This is a genomic window from Bradyrhizobium sp. UFLA05-89, from assembly GCF_059803475.1.
Genome location: NZ_JBANBA010000160.1, coordinates 1 through 14,641, shown reverse-complemented (window position 1 = coordinate 14,641; position 14,641 = coordinate 1). Strand labels below are relative to the sequence as shown.

16 protein-coding genes and 3 pseudogenes are annotated in these 14,641 nt (G+C 58.7%); 8 read left to right on the top strand and 11 right to left on the bottom strand.

The window, feature by feature from the left end:
* The first annotated feature begins 1,684 nt into the window (after nt 1-1,684).
* Nucleotides 1,685-2,716: an AraC family transcriptional regulator gene (locus SO139_RS42670; protein ID WP_498541920.1), complete on the top strand. Its 1,032-nt coding sequence runs from the start codon at nt 1,685-1,687 to the stop codon at nt 2,714-2,716.
* Nucleotides 2,717-3,399: 683 nt separating this feature from the next.
* Here the strand turns inward: SO139_RS42670 and SO139_RS42665 are convergent.
* The 7 genes and pseudogenes from SO139_RS42665 to SO139_RS42635 all read right to left on the bottom strand — a co-directional run bounded on the left by SO139_RS42665 (nt 3,400) and on the right by SO139_RS42635 (nt 7,358).
* Complete coding sequence (locus SO139_RS42665; RefSeq protein WP_449384326.1) at nt 3,400-3,600, bottom strand: hypothetical protein; 201 nt, start codon at nt 3,598-3,600, stop codon at nt 3,400-3,402.
* 452 nt (nt 3,601-4,052) lie between these two features.
* Nucleotides 4,053-5,115 (bottom strand): annotated as a pseudogene (locus SO139_RS42660) (glycosyltransferase family 4 protein).
* A gap of 137 nt (nt 5,116-5,252) precedes the next feature.
* On the bottom strand, nt 5,253-5,462 hold the full coding sequence (locus SO139_RS42655; RefSeq protein WP_449384325.1) for a hypothetical protein: 210 nt from the start codon (nt 5,460-5,462) through the stop codon (nt 5,253-5,255).
* Nucleotides 5,463-5,596: 134 nt separating this feature from the next.
* Nucleotides 5,597-6,007 carry a hypothetical protein gene (locus SO139_RS42650; RefSeq protein WP_449384324.1) on the bottom strand — a complete coding sequence of 137 codons (411 nt, stop codon included), beginning with the start codon at nt 6,005-6,007 and terminating at the stop codon, nt 5,597-5,599.
* Nucleotides 6,008-6,106: 99 nt separating this feature from the next.
* The gene (locus SO139_RS42645; RefSeq protein WP_449384323.1) at nt 6,107-6,448 is read right to left on the bottom strand and encodes a DUF1236 domain-containing protein; all 342 of its coding nucleotides are present in this window, start codon (nt 6,446-6,448) and stop codon (nt 6,107-6,109) included.
* A 374-nt stretch (nt 6,449-6,822) separates the two neighbouring features.
* Complete coding sequence (locus SO139_RS42640) at nt 6,823-7,068, bottom strand: hypothetical protein (RefSeq protein ID WP_449384322.1); 246 nt, start codon at nt 7,066-7,068, stop codon at nt 6,823-6,825.
* Nucleotides 7,069-7,159: 91 nt separating this feature from the next.
* Nucleotides 7,160-7,358: pseudogene (locus SO139_RS42635) on the bottom strand (hypothetical protein).
* Nucleotides 7,359-7,518: 160 nt separating this feature from the next.
* Here SO139_RS42635 and SO139_RS42630 point away from each other — a divergent pair.
* The 3 genes and pseudogenes from SO139_RS42630 (at nt 7,519) to SO139_RS42620 (ending at nt 9,183) form a co-directional block, all read left to right on the top strand.
* Nucleotides 7,519-7,875: a PRC-barrel domain-containing protein gene (locus SO139_RS42630; protein ID WP_449384321.1), complete on the top strand. Its 357-nt coding sequence runs from the start codon at nt 7,519-7,521 to the stop codon at nt 7,873-7,875.
* A 284-nt stretch (nt 7,876-8,159) separates the two neighbouring features.
* Nucleotides 8,160-8,577, top strand: a pseudogene (locus tag SO139_RS42625) (YciE/YciF ferroxidase family protein).
* A gap of 90 nt (nt 8,578-8,667) precedes the next feature.
* Nucleotides 8,668-9,183, top strand: coding sequence for an inorganic diphosphatase (locus tag SO139_RS42620; protein ID WP_449384320.1), 516 nt, complete (start codon nt 8,668-8,670; stop codon nt 9,181-9,183).
* Between the two features lie 35 nt (nt 9,184-9,218).
* Here SO139_RS42620 and SO139_RS42615 read toward each other — a convergent pair whose 3' ends face one another.
* Together SO139_RS42615 and SO139_RS42610 are read right to left on the bottom strand one after the other, a co-directional pair.
* The gene (locus tag SO139_RS42615; RefSeq protein ID WP_449384319.1) at nt 9,219-9,614 is read right to left on the bottom strand and encodes a hypothetical protein; all 396 of its coding nucleotides are present in this window, start codon (nt 9,612-9,614) and stop codon (nt 9,219-9,221) included.
* Between the two features lie 19 nt (nt 9,615-9,633).
* Nucleotides 9,634-9,855 carry a hypothetical protein gene (locus SO139_RS42610; RefSeq protein ID WP_449384318.1) on the bottom strand — a complete coding sequence of 74 codons (222 nt, stop codon included), beginning with the start codon at nt 9,853-9,855 and terminating at the stop codon, nt 9,634-9,636.
* 255 nt (nt 9,856-10,110) lie between these two features.
* Between SO139_RS42610 and SO139_RS42605 the strand changes: the two genes are divergently transcribed.
* From SO139_RS42605 to SO139_RS42595, 3 genes are all read left to right on the top strand, one after another.
* Nucleotides 10,111-10,293: an SAM domain-containing protein gene (locus SO139_RS42605; RefSeq protein WP_449384317.1), complete on the top strand. Its 183-nt coding sequence runs from the start codon at nt 10,111-10,113 to the stop codon at nt 10,291-10,293.
* Nucleotides 10,241-10,555 (top strand): adenylate/guanylate cyclase domain-containing protein, encoded by a 315-nt coding sequence (locus tag SO139_RS42600; RefSeq protein WP_449384328.1) that lies wholly within the window; start codon nt 10,241-10,243, stop codon nt 10,553-10,555. Before SO139_RS42605 ends, SO139_RS42600 begins: the two co-directional genes overlap by 53 nt.
* A 116-nt stretch (nt 10,556-10,671) precedes the next feature.
* Nucleotides 10,672-10,920: a hypothetical protein gene (locus SO139_RS42595; protein ID WP_498541919.1), complete on the top strand. Its 249-nt coding sequence runs from the start codon at nt 10,672-10,674 to the stop codon at nt 10,918-10,920.
* 364 nt (nt 10,921-11,284) lie between these two features.
* Here SO139_RS42595 and SO139_RS42590 read toward each other — a convergent pair whose 3' ends face one another.
* Both SO139_RS42590 and SO139_RS42585 read right to left on the bottom strand, forming a co-directional pair.
* Nucleotides 11,285-11,521, bottom strand: a complete 237-nt coding sequence (locus SO139_RS42590) for a hypothetical protein (protein ID WP_449384315.1) — start codon at nt 11,519-11,521, stop codon at nt 11,285-11,287.
* 708 nt (nt 11,522-12,229) lie between these two features.
* Nucleotides 12,230-13,570: an MFS transporter gene (locus tag SO139_RS42585; protein ID WP_449384314.1), complete on the bottom strand. Its 1,341-nt coding sequence runs from the start codon at nt 13,568-13,570 to the stop codon at nt 12,230-12,232.
* Nucleotides 13,571-13,954: 384 nt separating this feature from the next.
* Here SO139_RS42585 and SO139_RS42580 point away from each other — a divergent pair, with 384 nt between their 5' ends.
* On the top strand, nt 13,955-14,341 hold the full coding sequence (locus tag SO139_RS42580; protein ID WP_449384313.1) for a GYD domain-containing protein: 387 nt from the start codon (nt 13,955-13,957) through the stop codon (nt 14,339-14,341).
* Nucleotides 14,342-14,641 lie beyond the last annotated feature (300 nt).

Below are 14,641 nucleotides of genomic sequence, written 5' to 3'. Positions count from 1 at the left end.
CAACCGACATCATGAACCCGAGGGTGGGGGCAGTTCTTCATGACGCAAAGGGGGCAGTTCCGGATGGCGTTTGACAGAGGCCATATGCGGAAGACGATTATTGCCACCCTAACAGCAGCGGTGGTACTCGCAGGGGCGGCTAGCGTTGCATATGCCCAATCTAGCGGATCCGGTAGTGCAGGTGCTGGCGGAGCTGGTGGTGCCGGCGCAGGGGTCGGCACCGGCGGATCGACGGGCATGGGCGGCTCGTCCTCGAGTGCAGGAGGCGCCGGGGACTACTGGTTCTGGGCCGGGCCTAGTGGCACAACTGGCTCGGCTGGCGGATTACAGAAGGCGCTATTCACCGAGGCAGCGGAGAAGATCCGACTCGGCGCCGGAGGCGATACTGAAAGACTGATCTAGTGGGCCCGCCAGCAGAACCGGCGGGCCGTGTTCTCGCCATCGCCTAACCCAACGGGCGTACTCTGCAATAAGAAGGCCGTGCGGTCTATGCCGTACGACCGCGGTTGCGACTGTCCAGCCCTCCCGGATTCCGTCGCCGCCGCTAAGTTAGTCGCCAATTCCTGTTAGGAGCCGTCACTAGCGGCTCCTCTTCCCACAGCCGCGAGGACACGGCTACTGCTTTTAGGAACGAAGACTTCGGGACCAGGTTGCCAACTCGGTGCTTGCCCCTCACAAACAGGCACCATCTCTGCGTGACGAAGGCCCCAGCTTATCCCCCGAAGCTGGGGCCTATTCTTTGCAGTCCACCATGCCCGCAATTTGAGAAACGAAATGCTCTCAGCAAATCTTGCACATCTGGAGTTTCTCAGAAGGTCGCTGTCGAGCGGCCAAGGTGAGCCCTGGGCAGTGCCCAAACTTTGCTTGCTATTTACCATCAACGGCGATCTTTTCCGGCGGTGGCTCTCGCCGAAGGCTGCACCTCCGCTTGACCGGATTGCTCTTCGGGCCAGACAATTCCAATAATCGGTCTGCTAAAGCGACCTCGGATCCAACCGTCCCATCCACCGAGCCCTCCAGCCACGTTACGGAAGGCGGCGACTTGATCGGCTACTTGATCAGCTCCGGCGGCCTGAAGGCGCTGCACTCCAATCTCGTGGGTCACGTTCATTCAAACCTCTGACGCCTTCGTCTGGGAAAAACAGCCCGTCTAAACAGATGCGGCGATCACTTCTTGTGAATTGAGGCCAGTCTGTTGTGGGGATGCGCCAAGCCGTAACGATGACCCGCTTCGCAGCAGCGGACTACTATTGTGGACCCGCGCTCGGAATGGACGGATGGGATCGACACTCCGGGCACGCCGACCGACGCCGCGCTGTCGAAGGTCAGTTGCATCGACTGATCAAAACGGCGGCGGCGCTCGCCGGCACGAGCGACCGATCGGGCGATTAGGGCAATGGGAACGGCACCGGCGGGAATTTCCGTCGAGACATATCCGGAAAGCCTCCACCCCGCCACTAGTGCCATCGTGATGACGTTCTGCGGCAGCGATGCAGTACTCTAGCGGCGAAGAGTGATGCCTTCCCCCGATGCATCGGGCCCTCAGGAGGGGACATCCCAACTTGATCTATGTCAAAGTTTCGGTCCGGCAGCGTTCGACGTTAGTACAACGGTCGGCAGACATGTCTTGGGATTATTTCAGCGGTTTCTGGCCGGCGCAGCGCTCGCAAAATGAGAACTGTACATGCGTAAGGTTGGTTTTGCTAACGACCTCTCATCGATACCAAGCTCCACTGGAGGAATAGCGCGGCTCGTTTGCGCCCGATTGCGGACGGCGGGAAGAGATCTAGCTCCGATCATGTTGGGGTCAGGTTTAACAACCGTGGACCTTGAGGACCGCAAGCGTCGCCTTCACGCAAGCGCCCAAGTTAAGGTGCTCGTACTCGCCGCCAAAGAATTACAAGACGATTGGCTCGGTTTCCATTTGGCTCAAGATTTCGAACTGGGTGAAATCGGCTTGGTTTACTACGTCATGGCCTCGTCAGATCGCCTCGCCGATGCGTTAGGAAACGCGGAGCGCTATTGCGCGATCAACAACGAAGGGGTGCGACTGCGGGTTTCTTTAGAGCGTACGTTTTCCATCGGTTTCGAATATCGGAATATCGATCGGCTCTCCGATCATCACCATATAGAATTCTGGCTTGGTACCTTGGTTCGCATTTGCCGGACCCTGACCAACAGCAGGCTTGCTCCAAAGCAGATTAAGCTAAGACATGTTAGGCCGAAGACGCCGCCGGACTTCCGATCTCATTTGGGATGCGCCATCAGCTTTGAGGCGGATACCGACGAGATATTATTTCCCGCACCGATCGGCGCGTTGCCCGTGGTTGGAGCCGATCTCCATCTCAACAAGCTGCTGCTTCAATACGCCGATGAAGCTCTCGGCAACCGAGCGCCCCGACAAGCGAGCATCCGATCTCGCGTTGAAGATCAGATCGCGCAATTGCTTCCGCACGGCAAGGCCAATGCGTCAGAGATTGCCCGCCGGCTTGGTATGAGCCGCCGCACCCTTTCTCGTGCATTGTCCGACGAGGATACAGCCTTTTCTGGCGTGCTTGGGGAGTTTCGGTGTGCGCTTGCCCAACGCTATCTCCGGGAACGGGATCTTCCGATTTCCGAGGTCGCTTGGCTGTTGGGCTATAGTGAGGTTAGCTCCTTCACACATGCCTTCGCCCGCTGGACTAGCTCGACGCCAACAGCGTTCCGCAATCTATGAGACGTTCGCTGAGCTTCGGCGCCACGCTGGCCCAAAATCTCAATTTTTTGGCGCATGATAGCAAGCTTTGTTTGGCCGCAATGCGCTAACGCCCGGCGCTATGCAAGCACGACAAAAAGCGGCTGCGATAATCAACACACTCGCAGGAAAGGATCGCGGTTCACTAGGGCGCGGCTTCAGACTCCTGAGGCGATATGACCCGTTGTTCCTGGCTTCGGTTGTTTGGCTCGCCGCTTGGTTAGCTGCGATGGTCTGGATGTTGTTCAGATTGTAGCCCGCCCGGTCTTACGGGCTAACATCGTGCTTATTGCAGCCAGATCGCTTTTCCGGATGTTTTATTGTGAGCAGCGAAGCCGTATGCCTGATTTGTAGCCAACCCCGAGTGCTCAAGGGCGCTTTTCCTGTCGCAAGGGGTTACGACCTAGGATTCTACGAATGCGTCAGCTGCGGCAGCGACCTTTGGCTTGTTGCCAGAGCGTCCAAACCATCGGTGCCTAAGCTACGGAGGGGACGACCTTCTCGCGGTCAACAGCTCAAGGCAATTGACGCAGCGCTAAAGAAATTTGCTCGGATCGCAGTTGCTCCAAAACAGAAAGGCCCGCCAGCGTGAACAGGCGGGCCTCGTGTTCATCGCCCGAGCCGAGAGCGGTGCATTTCGGGCCCTATAGCAGCCGAACCAGCGCCTATTCGCTCTCCTCGTTGAGGACTAGAGTGCCGAGTCCGAAGAACGTGACGCCGCCGACCCAGAGAAGTTCAAGCGCGGTCTCGATTGCCGAGGTCTCGATCGGAGCATCATGCGAAAAGGACACGACCACGAACACCAAGTTCAGAACCAGGCCGATCCAGCCGCAAGCGAAGAACAGCAGTTTGAATAGGGGTTTCATGATCCCCTCACGCTCGCTATCCGCCGTACCGCCGTACGCATCGCTTGAGACAAACGAAACACTTACGCGCGCGCGTGGTACACCCACCTATGGGGTGTAGCCTAATATCACGCCGACACCGTGACGGAAACGCAGAGCACGTGGGCGCTAATCTGGACCGATCGCAGTTCATCCCATCTTGGCCGACGTCGTATGAGTTTCATCGCCCGCCGGCCGACTTGTCTGAGGCCATCCGGCGATATAACCCCCCTGGGAGCGGCTTCCAGAATCTTGGCAGCCACATGCGTGCGTGCACCGCTCACGCAGGGAAACGCTGCTGCAAACCTCGTCGAAGACCGCACGCAAAAGCGCGGTCGTGGCAGTATCGAACATGGGAACCCCACTAAAACCCTTATCTTGGGGCAATCGCTCGACGTTGAAAAGTGTCAAGCGGACAAACAATCGTAGTGATTTTATACCCTTGGCTGGCCCCGGCAACCGCACCGGCCCGATTGGCGCGCGATCAGCTGCCCGTATTGAGTTTCGTACGCTCGCGCCATCCGGATAGCGGTGAAACGTTCTTCGAAGCGGGCGCGCACCTTCCGTCTGTCCAGTCGTGCAACCTCCTTGACGGCGTCAACAGCCTGCCTCTCGCTGTCGACGATGACGCCCGTCACCCCGTCGTCGATCACCTCCGGAACCGAGCCCGAGCGATAGGCGATAACAGGCGTTCCGCACGCCATCGCCTCGATCATGACCAGGCCGAACGGTTCGGGCCAATCAATTGGAAATAGTAAGGCGGCGGCCTGGGCAAGGAATGGCTGCTTTCTTACTTCATCGACCTCGCCGATCAACTGAATAATCTCGCCATCGATACGAGGCTCGAGCTTCTTTTTGAAGTAAGCGCTCTCGGCACGCGGTATCTTTGCAGCGGTGCGCAGTGGCTTTCCCGCTGCGCTCGCTATGCGGATCGCATCTTCCGGACCTTTCTCCGCCGTGAGCCGTCCGAGAAACGCCAGATGATCCTTCTGCGTGCCACGGCCGAAACAGGTTCGAGGGCAGTCCGTGCTGGATCGTGCCGCTCCAATTCGTCTCCGGAAGTGGTAGGCGTTGATGGTCGGAAATCGACACGAAGCCCGCGCCAGGAAATTCCCGCATCACGTCGGAAAGCCCCGGCAAGTCGAGCCGACCATGCATGGTAATGAGGAACGGCACACCCAGCCGACTGAGCAGCGGAAGCGGCAGCCAGTCGATGTGCGCGTGAATCACATCGAATTCTTTCGCGCGCTTGGCGATTGCCTCCAGCTGCAGCGCTAAGGCCGCGTTTGGATCGGCGCCCTTCCGCCCGAGGCGCAGCGCGCGCGGCCATACGGGCTGAAGCTTCCCTTTCGTCCGGGAATCGCCGCTCGCAAACAGCGTGACGTCGTGCCCCAGTTCGATCAGTTCATCCACCAGCCACGCCACTACTCGCTCCGTGCCGCCGTAGAGCTTAGGTGGGACGCTCTCGGCCAAGGGAGCAAGTTGGGCGATGCGCATCGATTTCCCCTAGACTGGAAGCACGGCCCGAAAGACGAGGATGACCGCTGCGGATAGGAGCTCCGAGATAGCGAGCAACGTCCATCCCGGCCTCGCACTGTCGAACGTGACTCGTTTGACGAGCCCCTCCACCAGACTCAACATTCGTCTTCGGGAAGGCGCTCCAGGTAAGCCAGGCCGAACCCTGTCAGTTCTTCGGCGTCGCTCACACGCGCTTCCCATCTCCCTTGCAGATGTCGCTCAAGAAGGCAGCGTCGCCTGTCCGCGGCATCGACCTCGCGATGCTTCGCCCGAAACAGGGACCAGACCGTATCCACGGCCGCTCGCAACGGGACATCGGCGACCATTTGCGCTCCGCGAAAAGTGACGTTGTCGCACGGCAACTCGTCTCAAGGGCGGGAGTTTCCGGTTTTTCCCTTATACTTCCGGCTAGGGACAGCACAGGCCGCGGCGTCCTCGTTAGGCCGGCGGGAGCAACCGATCACCACGTTCCAGAGAAATCACGACGATCGAAAGCCAATCGTCTTTCCGTCGGCCTGCGCACCAGCTTCGCGGACCGCTTCGCACGAGACCTTTGTCGTGCGACTGTCTGCGCAAGCGGCCTCTGGCCTTCAGTCTTCGGCGCCGTCGCCTCGGTCATCGCTGCTAAGGGTTCTGAAGAAGATGAGTTCGCCACTTCCGCCGCTGGTGTCATCGGCGCGACCATCGCGGGGCTACTCGTATCGAGCACGATTTTTTCGGGAAGTCTCCGCGCCGACCGAATGCGAATGATCGTCTTATCGAAGTCCGCGGACTGGGCATGATCAACCGAGGCAGGAAGATATCCGTCGGCGGCAAAGAGCAGCGCGGTCAAGACAAGGCCGACGAAAACGAAGTATCTGATGATCGGCATGGGCCGCCGTTTTGTCTAAGTTTCGTATTTTCGTCGATTGCCGGGGCGCGCGACGGTTTCGCGGCGGGTCGCCTCCTCCCCGGCCCGCCGCGACGGATCTTAGTCCACCTCCTGGACAACAGTTCGGGTGGCCGGATCCACCAGCATCACGCGCTCTCCGGAATAGACGTACCGATACTTGGTGAGCGACGGCCCCCATTCCGATGGCACCGCTTCGAGCTCTACGCCGCTTGGCACCGGGGATCCGACGGCGATCTTCTCGCGCGTCTCGACCGGACGGATCTTGTGCTCAGTTACGTAGCTCCGAATCTTTGTGCGGTACTCCGGCTCGATCTGCACTACGGCGGTATGTCCGGCCCCGGTCGTCGTGACTGTGGACTGGGCAAACGCGCCTGTCGAAATCAGCGCTGCCGCCGCGGACAGCAGTAGCAACTTCCTCATGTCATTCTCCTCGCCGCTGAATGCGGTCGGCGCGAAAACCACCATTAGTGCCAATCGTTCCCTGCGCTTGACGGGAGACGTGCCACTTTTTCCCTGCGAGCCCGCGGAACCGAACAGGTGTTGCCAGATTGCATTTGGGGGGACGAGGGTCGATCCCACCCTCATGACCGTTGCTGCTCTCAAGAATGGAGGAATCATGCGCACGTCCGATGTCGTGGAGTTGCGTCAAGAGGCAGGAATGGCAACGAAGTTGGAAGACGAGGCATGGGCCTGGCGCAAACAGCGCCTCGCGCGACCGAAGTTTTCGATGAGAGGCGTCCAGGTCGTTCGGCTCCCGAGACGGCGGTTATCGCGTCCAGCGGTCGGAGCAGTCGTCAGCCGTTCTTAAGGATCGATCTCACCTCCCGTACGGGCCAAGATTCGCCTGCGCGTATGACCCGGACAATGCCGCCGGCGCCGACGAGAGCATGAGAGCCGACGTCGCCCTTCGTCACGACAAGGTCAAGCTCGGTTTCCGGCTTCCAGTTGAGCGTGACGTCGAGATCGCCCGGAAATATCTGCCAGCGCGAGCCATCGTCGAGTTCGACTATGTGACTCTCGGAATGCGACCTGATCTTCATGGCATCTCGATCGACCGTGCGGCACCGGACATTGGTACGTTTTCAAGACATCCGCGGGTCCAGACGAGCCCGTAGCCCGCGGAGTGAATACTCACTTTTGACCGGACCGCGCTTGAGCATTGGCCTTGTTCGGATCCGACTTGTTCGCCTCGTGATGGCCGATCACGCAACCGGCCGCTGCGCCACGCTTACCGTGGCCCGCCACGTGGCCCGCCGCCGACGATGGCTCCCTTGATGCATCCTTTTGCCTCGGCGGCTCCAGAGGAGATGAAAGCAAAGGCGACAGGCAACGGCGAGTATGGACCTAATGACAAACTCCGAACGTCGATCTGACGATTCAATCGCCACACCCACCGTCAGTTCCTCGTCTTCGCGCAGAAGATCGAAAGGAACGAGCATCAGGCGCGCTCCGTTACACCGCATCGATGTTTCTAAATGAGGAGGATTGCGATGGAAACGGAAAGGCGTGAAACAGGAACGCTGATCGGCAGCGACAAGGTCGAGGGCACCGCAGTGTACGGCGCCGATAACCAGAAGATCGGCTCGATCGAGCGTGTGATGATCGACAAGGTCAGCGGTAAGGTATCGTATGCCGTTCTCGGTTTCGGTGGCTTCCTGGGAATCGGCGACGATCACTACCCGCTGCCTTGGCAATCCTTGAAGTACGACACGAACCTTGGCGGATATCGATCCAATCTCACCGCAGAACGGCTGCAGGGAGCACCGAAATACGGCAATGACAACGACTGGAATTGGGAGGACCCGGGACGGGCGAGAGCGGTGAACGAGTACTATTCCGGATTCTGACCCTCGCCGGCGACCTGGCCGAGATCAACCTACGACAGGGGCGATGCCGCAACGACTACGGCATCGTCCCCCGCGTCCATCGCGCACCTGTTAGCAAGCTGACTCAATCCTCTTGCGGTCTAATTCGATTCTCCGAACCCGCTAGAGAGAACAGGAACGGCAGCCGGTTGCGATCATTGCAAAAGGAGAAGTCAAATATGGGAATATTCACCAAAGACATAAAGTCAATGGAAGACCTGCTGATCCACGGCCTCCAGGACATCTACTATGCCGAGCAGCAGATCGTGAAATCGCTGCCCAAGATGATCGAGAAGTCGACCAACCGCGACTTGTCGGCTGGTCTCAAGAACCACCTCGAAGAGACTTCAGCGGCTGCAAAAGGTCTTCGAGAAATTTGGCATGCAGCCCAGTGGGGCGCAATGCCCGGCGATCGACGGCATCATCAAGGAAGCGGATGGAACGGCGGCCGAAATCGAAGACAAATCGGTTCTCGATGCTGCTATCGTTTCGAATGCGCAAGCTGTCGAGCATTACGAGATGTGTCGGTACAACACGCTCATCGCCTGGGCCGAGGAACTTGGGCACGAGGACATCGTGCGCTTTTTGACGACAAACCTCAACGAAGAGAAGGCCGCGAACATCAAGCTCAACACGGTCGCGCAGCGCAAAGGCGTCAACAGAAAGGCCTCAAGCGCGACCTGATCCGTCATCAACATGGAGGAGCTCGGTGACCATCGAGCTGGACCATCGACTTCGTCGTCTTCTTTGCAACAAACATTTCCAACATCGCACATGACCCACCTCACAAAATTACCAAGCTGGGCGGATAAGGAGAACATCTACGCAGTAGTCGAAACGCCGCGTGGGAGTTCGTGCAAGCTCGATTACGATCCGAAGCTTGGCGCTTTCAGCTTGGCGAAGCCTTTGATGGCCGGCCTCACTTACCCTTATGACTGGGGCTTCATTCCGTCGACCAAGGCCGAAGACGGTGATCCACTCGACGTTTTGATCATCCATGATTCGCGTACCTATCCTGGCGTCGTATTGCGCTGCCGGCCGATTGGCATTTTGGAGGTCGAGCAAAAGAGTAAAGGCGCGAAGGAGCGAAACGATCGCATCTTCGCTGTACCCGACCGGTCGCCCCTCGAAGCTGATCTGAAAGATATCAGACACCTCCCCTCTCGCGCCCATGACGAACTGGAGCAGTTCTTTCTTGCGACCGATGCGCTCGAAAACAAGGAACTGACGTTTTTGGGATGGCATGGGCCGACCCGCGCCGCGAAGACCATCAAACGTCTCGCGCGCTAAAGGCGCCTCAATGGGCGCATTGCCCCCTGGGGCGGTCAAGGCTGTTTCGGCGGAAACTCGTTAGCGCGCGACAGGACCGCCATTTCGTCGGTTTCGAGCGCGATCTTCTGCGCGAGCATCACATCACCAACTGCTAGAGCACGCGCGGGAACGAAGCACCAACCCTTCTTCGCCTGCCCTTGTTCATCGATCTCCAAAACATTCCTCATCGTGCCCTGGCAAATTCGATATCGTCGCCCCGTGTGACAGCCTGTGACATCGAAGTGACCTTGGGTATCGAATTGCGCCCGCTGCTTAGGCGATAACCATTCTCGCAAAAGGCGAAGCGCACGGGCTTCAGGAGGATTTTGCTCGATGAAGCTCCAATAGAGCCCACGAAGCGCGCGCCACCGCGCGCGACTGCCAAGGCGATTGCGTCTGAACCAAAACATCTACCCTGCAGCGAACAGGCTAGCCACCGACAAGGCGCGGATAGAACAATGTCTCGTCAACGGCCGGATCAAACGTCCGAACGATGTTGAGATCGCCTGTCGCCGTTCGCGTGGCAGCTGTAAATCCTTGGCCGGTCAGCTTGCGAAAGCGTCGCTCAGCCCCGGCCACCCCCTTGGTGTCAGTTTGGTCAAAAAAATGTCTGCTGTCGCCTGTGTGGTCCATAACGATCTGGGTAGCCATCGAGGAAAGCTCCACAATTCCTAGCCCCCGACGCGTAGAACCTGGCGGCGGCCCCTACTGTTCCGAGTTCTGGAAAATTTCGCTGTCCGCCCATCTGGCGGGCGTCTGGCGTAAATGCCTTGCGTCCACTTTGAGGCACAGCGTCTACTGATCTGAACCTTACCGCTTGTGACCAAACCGGCCATTCGAAAACGATACTCTGGACAGGCTGTCGTGCCTGGGGATCGTTGCGGCTAGACAAACTGGGGCGCCGCCATGGACCTCGGGGGTTGGCTGCGGAGGCTCGGTCTCGAACAATATGAGGCAGCGTTCCGCGAGAATGTGATCAACGACACAGTCCTCCCAAGCTTAACGGCGGAGGACTTGAAGGATCTTGGTGTCGGACTTGTCGGGCATCGCCGTAAGCTACTCGATGCCATCGCGTGCCTTACGAGCTGAACCGGACGCACCGTTGCCCCTCAGCGACGCTCCTTCCGATACTCGCAAAGTCAATAATGACGCCGGGGAGCGCCGCCAGATTACGGTGATGTTCTCGGATCTTGTCGGTTCGACGTCGCTCTCCGTACGAATGGACCCGGAAGACCTGCGTGAGATCATTTCGGCGTACCAGACGTGCGTTGCCGATACCGAGCGCCGCTTTGGCGGCTTCGTCGCGAAATATTTGGGCGATGGCGTGCTCATTTATTTCGGTTATCCCTGAGGCGCACGAGGACGACGCCGATCGGGCCGTGCGCGCCGCTCTGGAAATGATTACTGCACTTGGCGCGCTTAAATCGTCCGTCCCATTACAGACCCGCCTTGGTATCGCGACGGGGGTTGGTGGTTGTTGGCGATCTCGTCGAGGCCGGGGAAGCGCAGTGCCGACTTTGCGAAATTGCACGTCGACAGCAGGCGAGGTCTTGGGAGCTGAGCGCTGCGACGAGCATGGCGCAGCTTTGGCGCGACCAGGGTAAACGCGACGAGGCTCGCGATCTGCTCGCTCCGGTCTATAACTGGTTCATCGAAGGCTTCGACACCGATGATCTGAAGAAGGCCAAAATCATGGTCGACACGTTGGTGTCATAGCCCGTCCTATACTCCTGCGATTTTCGAGATCAGATCCCGTCGACATTTTCCCGTCGGTTGCCGACATCCGACCGGCAGCATTCGGACGCTTGTGATCGGCGGCAACGTCACCGGCTGGGTTATCCGAGGCGGCGGCACGCCGACCATGATGGCTGTCCGCCGCTCGTTACCTTCGTCCGCGTGTTTGCTTTGCAAAGATGAGGACCGACACGAAGGCGGCGAGCGCGAGGCTATCGACTACTAGCGTGAATTTTTCCATTGCATGGCAATATGAGTTTGTTCCTGCCGCCCGCGGTGCTCGGTCGCAGCTTCGCGGCTCTATCAGGACAATATCGAGCCGCTGTTCACTCCTTACGAGTGACCATCACCTAATTCCTTCGATCAGCTTCCTCCAGCCAAGTACATCGTTCCCCATCAGCAGCAAAACGCCGAGGGCAGCTAAGTGGTGTGGCAATTCGCAATCGGGACGTGCGCTCATATCGGTTACAAACGAGCCGACCGCATTTTTAAGATCGTCTCGGTTGAGATAATCGAAGGCTCGCTGCTTGCAGCGCCCGACATATTTGTCGCGCGGCATGTCAGTTATCAGGGAACGATCCACTTTCATCTCTCCAGCTAATGATTGTATCCGGCAAGCAAACGTTGAAACAAAAGAGAGTTGCCTGTCTGTCCGATAAGCAACAAACAGACGCGTTTCGGTCGCAGTGTGGGAATTGGGATACAGATCATCAGCGCCATGCGCTCAAAAGCGTGCGCAATGCGTCATAAAACTTTCATTTGGAGCGACTGCACAGGCCTGCGAGCGCCAATTTCAGAGATTGAGCCAGACGTGTTCCGCGTGGCCTGACGAATGGGTCGCGGAAGATTTGGTCAGCAAGCAGCGCGAGCGAATCGCAGCGGCCCGCAGAAGTCGAGTGTGCGGAGCTGGGTTACGGGCTATCGCAGTAACGAATATCTGCCAGAACGTTTGCCGAAAATTATAATCACAAGTCGTGCGTCCCACCTACATTTCCGCTTTGCCCAGATAGCGACCAAACTCCGCAACGCCGCGAAGTGACGCGAAGGGTCAGGAACAAGGACTCAAAGCGAAGGTCATCCACCGCGCGCTTGAGGCCGCTGGTCCAAGCAATGGAAAGTAAGTAGCGCCCTCCATGAAGGTCCGATGGGATGGCTGCGCGTTGCCACAGCGGCTATCTCGTTTCCGGCGGCGTGGAGCGCTCGCTCACGCAGATACCTTAGCGACCGGCAACGGTTTCAGCTGGAATCGGTCCACAATCCCAAACCCATCGACTCTCATCGCCTGGTCCTCTCAGCGGGCCGCCGCCGGCGCGGGCCCGCCTGGCGCAGAGCCGGCCATCTCTAGTCGTGGACTAACTTTAAGCGTCAAGGCGACGAGGCCACCGACCAAGGCGCAACCGCCCAAGACCAGCAGCCCGGCGGTGAAGCTGCCAGTCGCATCTTTGAGGTAACCCATCAGGAAAGGTCCGGCGAACCCGGACAGATTGCCGAGCGCATTGATCCCCGCGATCCCCGCCGCAGCCGAAGCTCCCGTCAGGAACGCGCTGGGTATCGGCCACAGCAGAGGGGGCGTCGCGGAAACGCCGATCTGGCTCAGGCAGAGGAAGCCAAGCACCAGCGCCGGGGCGGAGACGAGACCCGCGCCGGCCAGACCGACTGAGGCGAGAAGCATGGCAAAGCAAACGTGCTCCCGACGCTTCAAGGTGCGGTCGGAGTTGCGGCCCAGGAGGACCATTCCGACGGCGCCAAACAAGAACGGCACAGCGGACAGCAGGCCGGTCTGGAAGTTACTCACGCCGAAGTCCTTGATAATCGTCGGCAAGAAAAACGCCACACCATAGCTCGCCGCGTTCAGACAAAAATAGACGAACGCGCAAGCAAGGACACGGAGGTCGGTGAGCGCCTTGACGATGCCTAGGTGCTCGACAGCCACCTTGTGCTGCCTTTCGGATTCTAGCCGTTGTTCGAGCCAGCCCCTCTCGTCGTTGGCGAGCCACGTCGCAAGCCCCGGCCGGTCAGTCAGGTAGAAGATGACCCCGAAGCCCATCAGGATCGACGGCAAGGCTTCGAGGATGAAGAGCCATTGCCAGCCATCCAGTCCAGCGCCGACGATGTTCAGCAGAGCCCCGGAAATCGGGCCGCCCACAATCGACGAGAACGGTATTGCCAGCATGAACAAGGAGACAACCCGGGCGCGGTAGACCGAGGGGAACCACAGTGTCAGGTAGAAAATGATCCCGGGAAAGAAGCCCGCTTCGGCGAGACCGAGCAGGAAACGGAGGATGTAGAAAACCCACTCGGTCGAGATCCCGGTAGCCGCCGAGATCGAGGGGATGAAGGCGAACAAACCAGAGATGACACCCCAGCTTAACATGATGCGGGCGATCCAGAGCCGAGCGCCGAACCTGTCGAGCGCAAGGTTGGATGGTACTTCAAACAGGAAATAGGAGATGAAGAACAGGCCCGCACCGAAGCCGTATGCAGCCTCCGACAGGCCAAGCGCCGAGTTCATTTGTAGTTTGGCGAAACCGACGTTCACCCGGTCGAGGTACGCGACGAAGTAGCAGACGAAGAGGAAGGGCAGCAGACGCCACATTATCTTGCGGATGGTCCTTGCTTCGATCTCGTCCATGGCACCGTTACCTCCGTGTCGGTCGGGCTTAGGCGGCCTGCCCGGATCACTTTGAGGGCACTCATTTTTGCTCCCAATCGGTTGTATCTGATCCGATGGGTATCAACTTGCGCGTCGTCCGTGTGACCGCATTTTCTGGATGGCAAGGTCAATCGTTCAAAGCCAGATCGTGCAGACAACGCCGGTGCACCGCAGTACAGACTTCACGGCTGCCGTCGGCGCTGGATCTCACTTAGGGACAGGCTTTCCGATGCTGCACTACGATGCAAGCTAAACACGATCTCGGTTGCAAAACCCCAAGTTCCTTCGCGTGATTTGGTTCCCTCACCCCAGCTTCCGCGTGAATCTAAAATGAGCGACGATGGGAGCACACAGGAGAACAATATGACAATCTACATTTCGCAGGGGCGGTACACACCGGCGGCGATCCGCGCAATGACCGCGAAGCCGGAGAACCGTTCTGAGGCGATTGCTGAGATGCTCGCCGCCGCCGGCGGTCGTCTAATCAGTTGGTACCTCACCTTGGGTCGGTATGACTGGCTGATAGTAGCCGAAGCACCCGACGAACGTACGCTGGTGTCGGCCGTGCTTGCGGCGGCAGCTGGCGGAAGCTTGTCCGACATAACCACGACGGTGGCACTGTCCGCCGACGATACAGTAAAGGCTTTCGGTCAGGCGGGTGAGCTTGCGAAGAAATTCAGATCGGCCGGAGCTGACTTCTATGGGGTGCCGATCGAGTCGGCTCGCGAAATCGCATCGGACACAAAGTAGCCGAACCTCCACACGCCACGTGGATGGCCGAGACTATGCCTACGGGAGTTCGTAAAGCGGGTGGCCAATCGCTTCCGGTCTTACCCGATGGGCGGACATTCTTGGTGTCCGTCGGCAAGTCTCAGAAGGGGCCCATCAGCGAAGTGGCGGCACGCCTCATTGAGGTCCGGTCAGTGGAGCATAGCGGACCAGATTTGCTCTCACTGAGTTCTTCGCATTTTGACCGGTGGACTCAACCGGTCGGTGCAACACTCTAATCTTTTAGCAGAGATGGAGTGTGGACATGAAGCAGCGACGTCG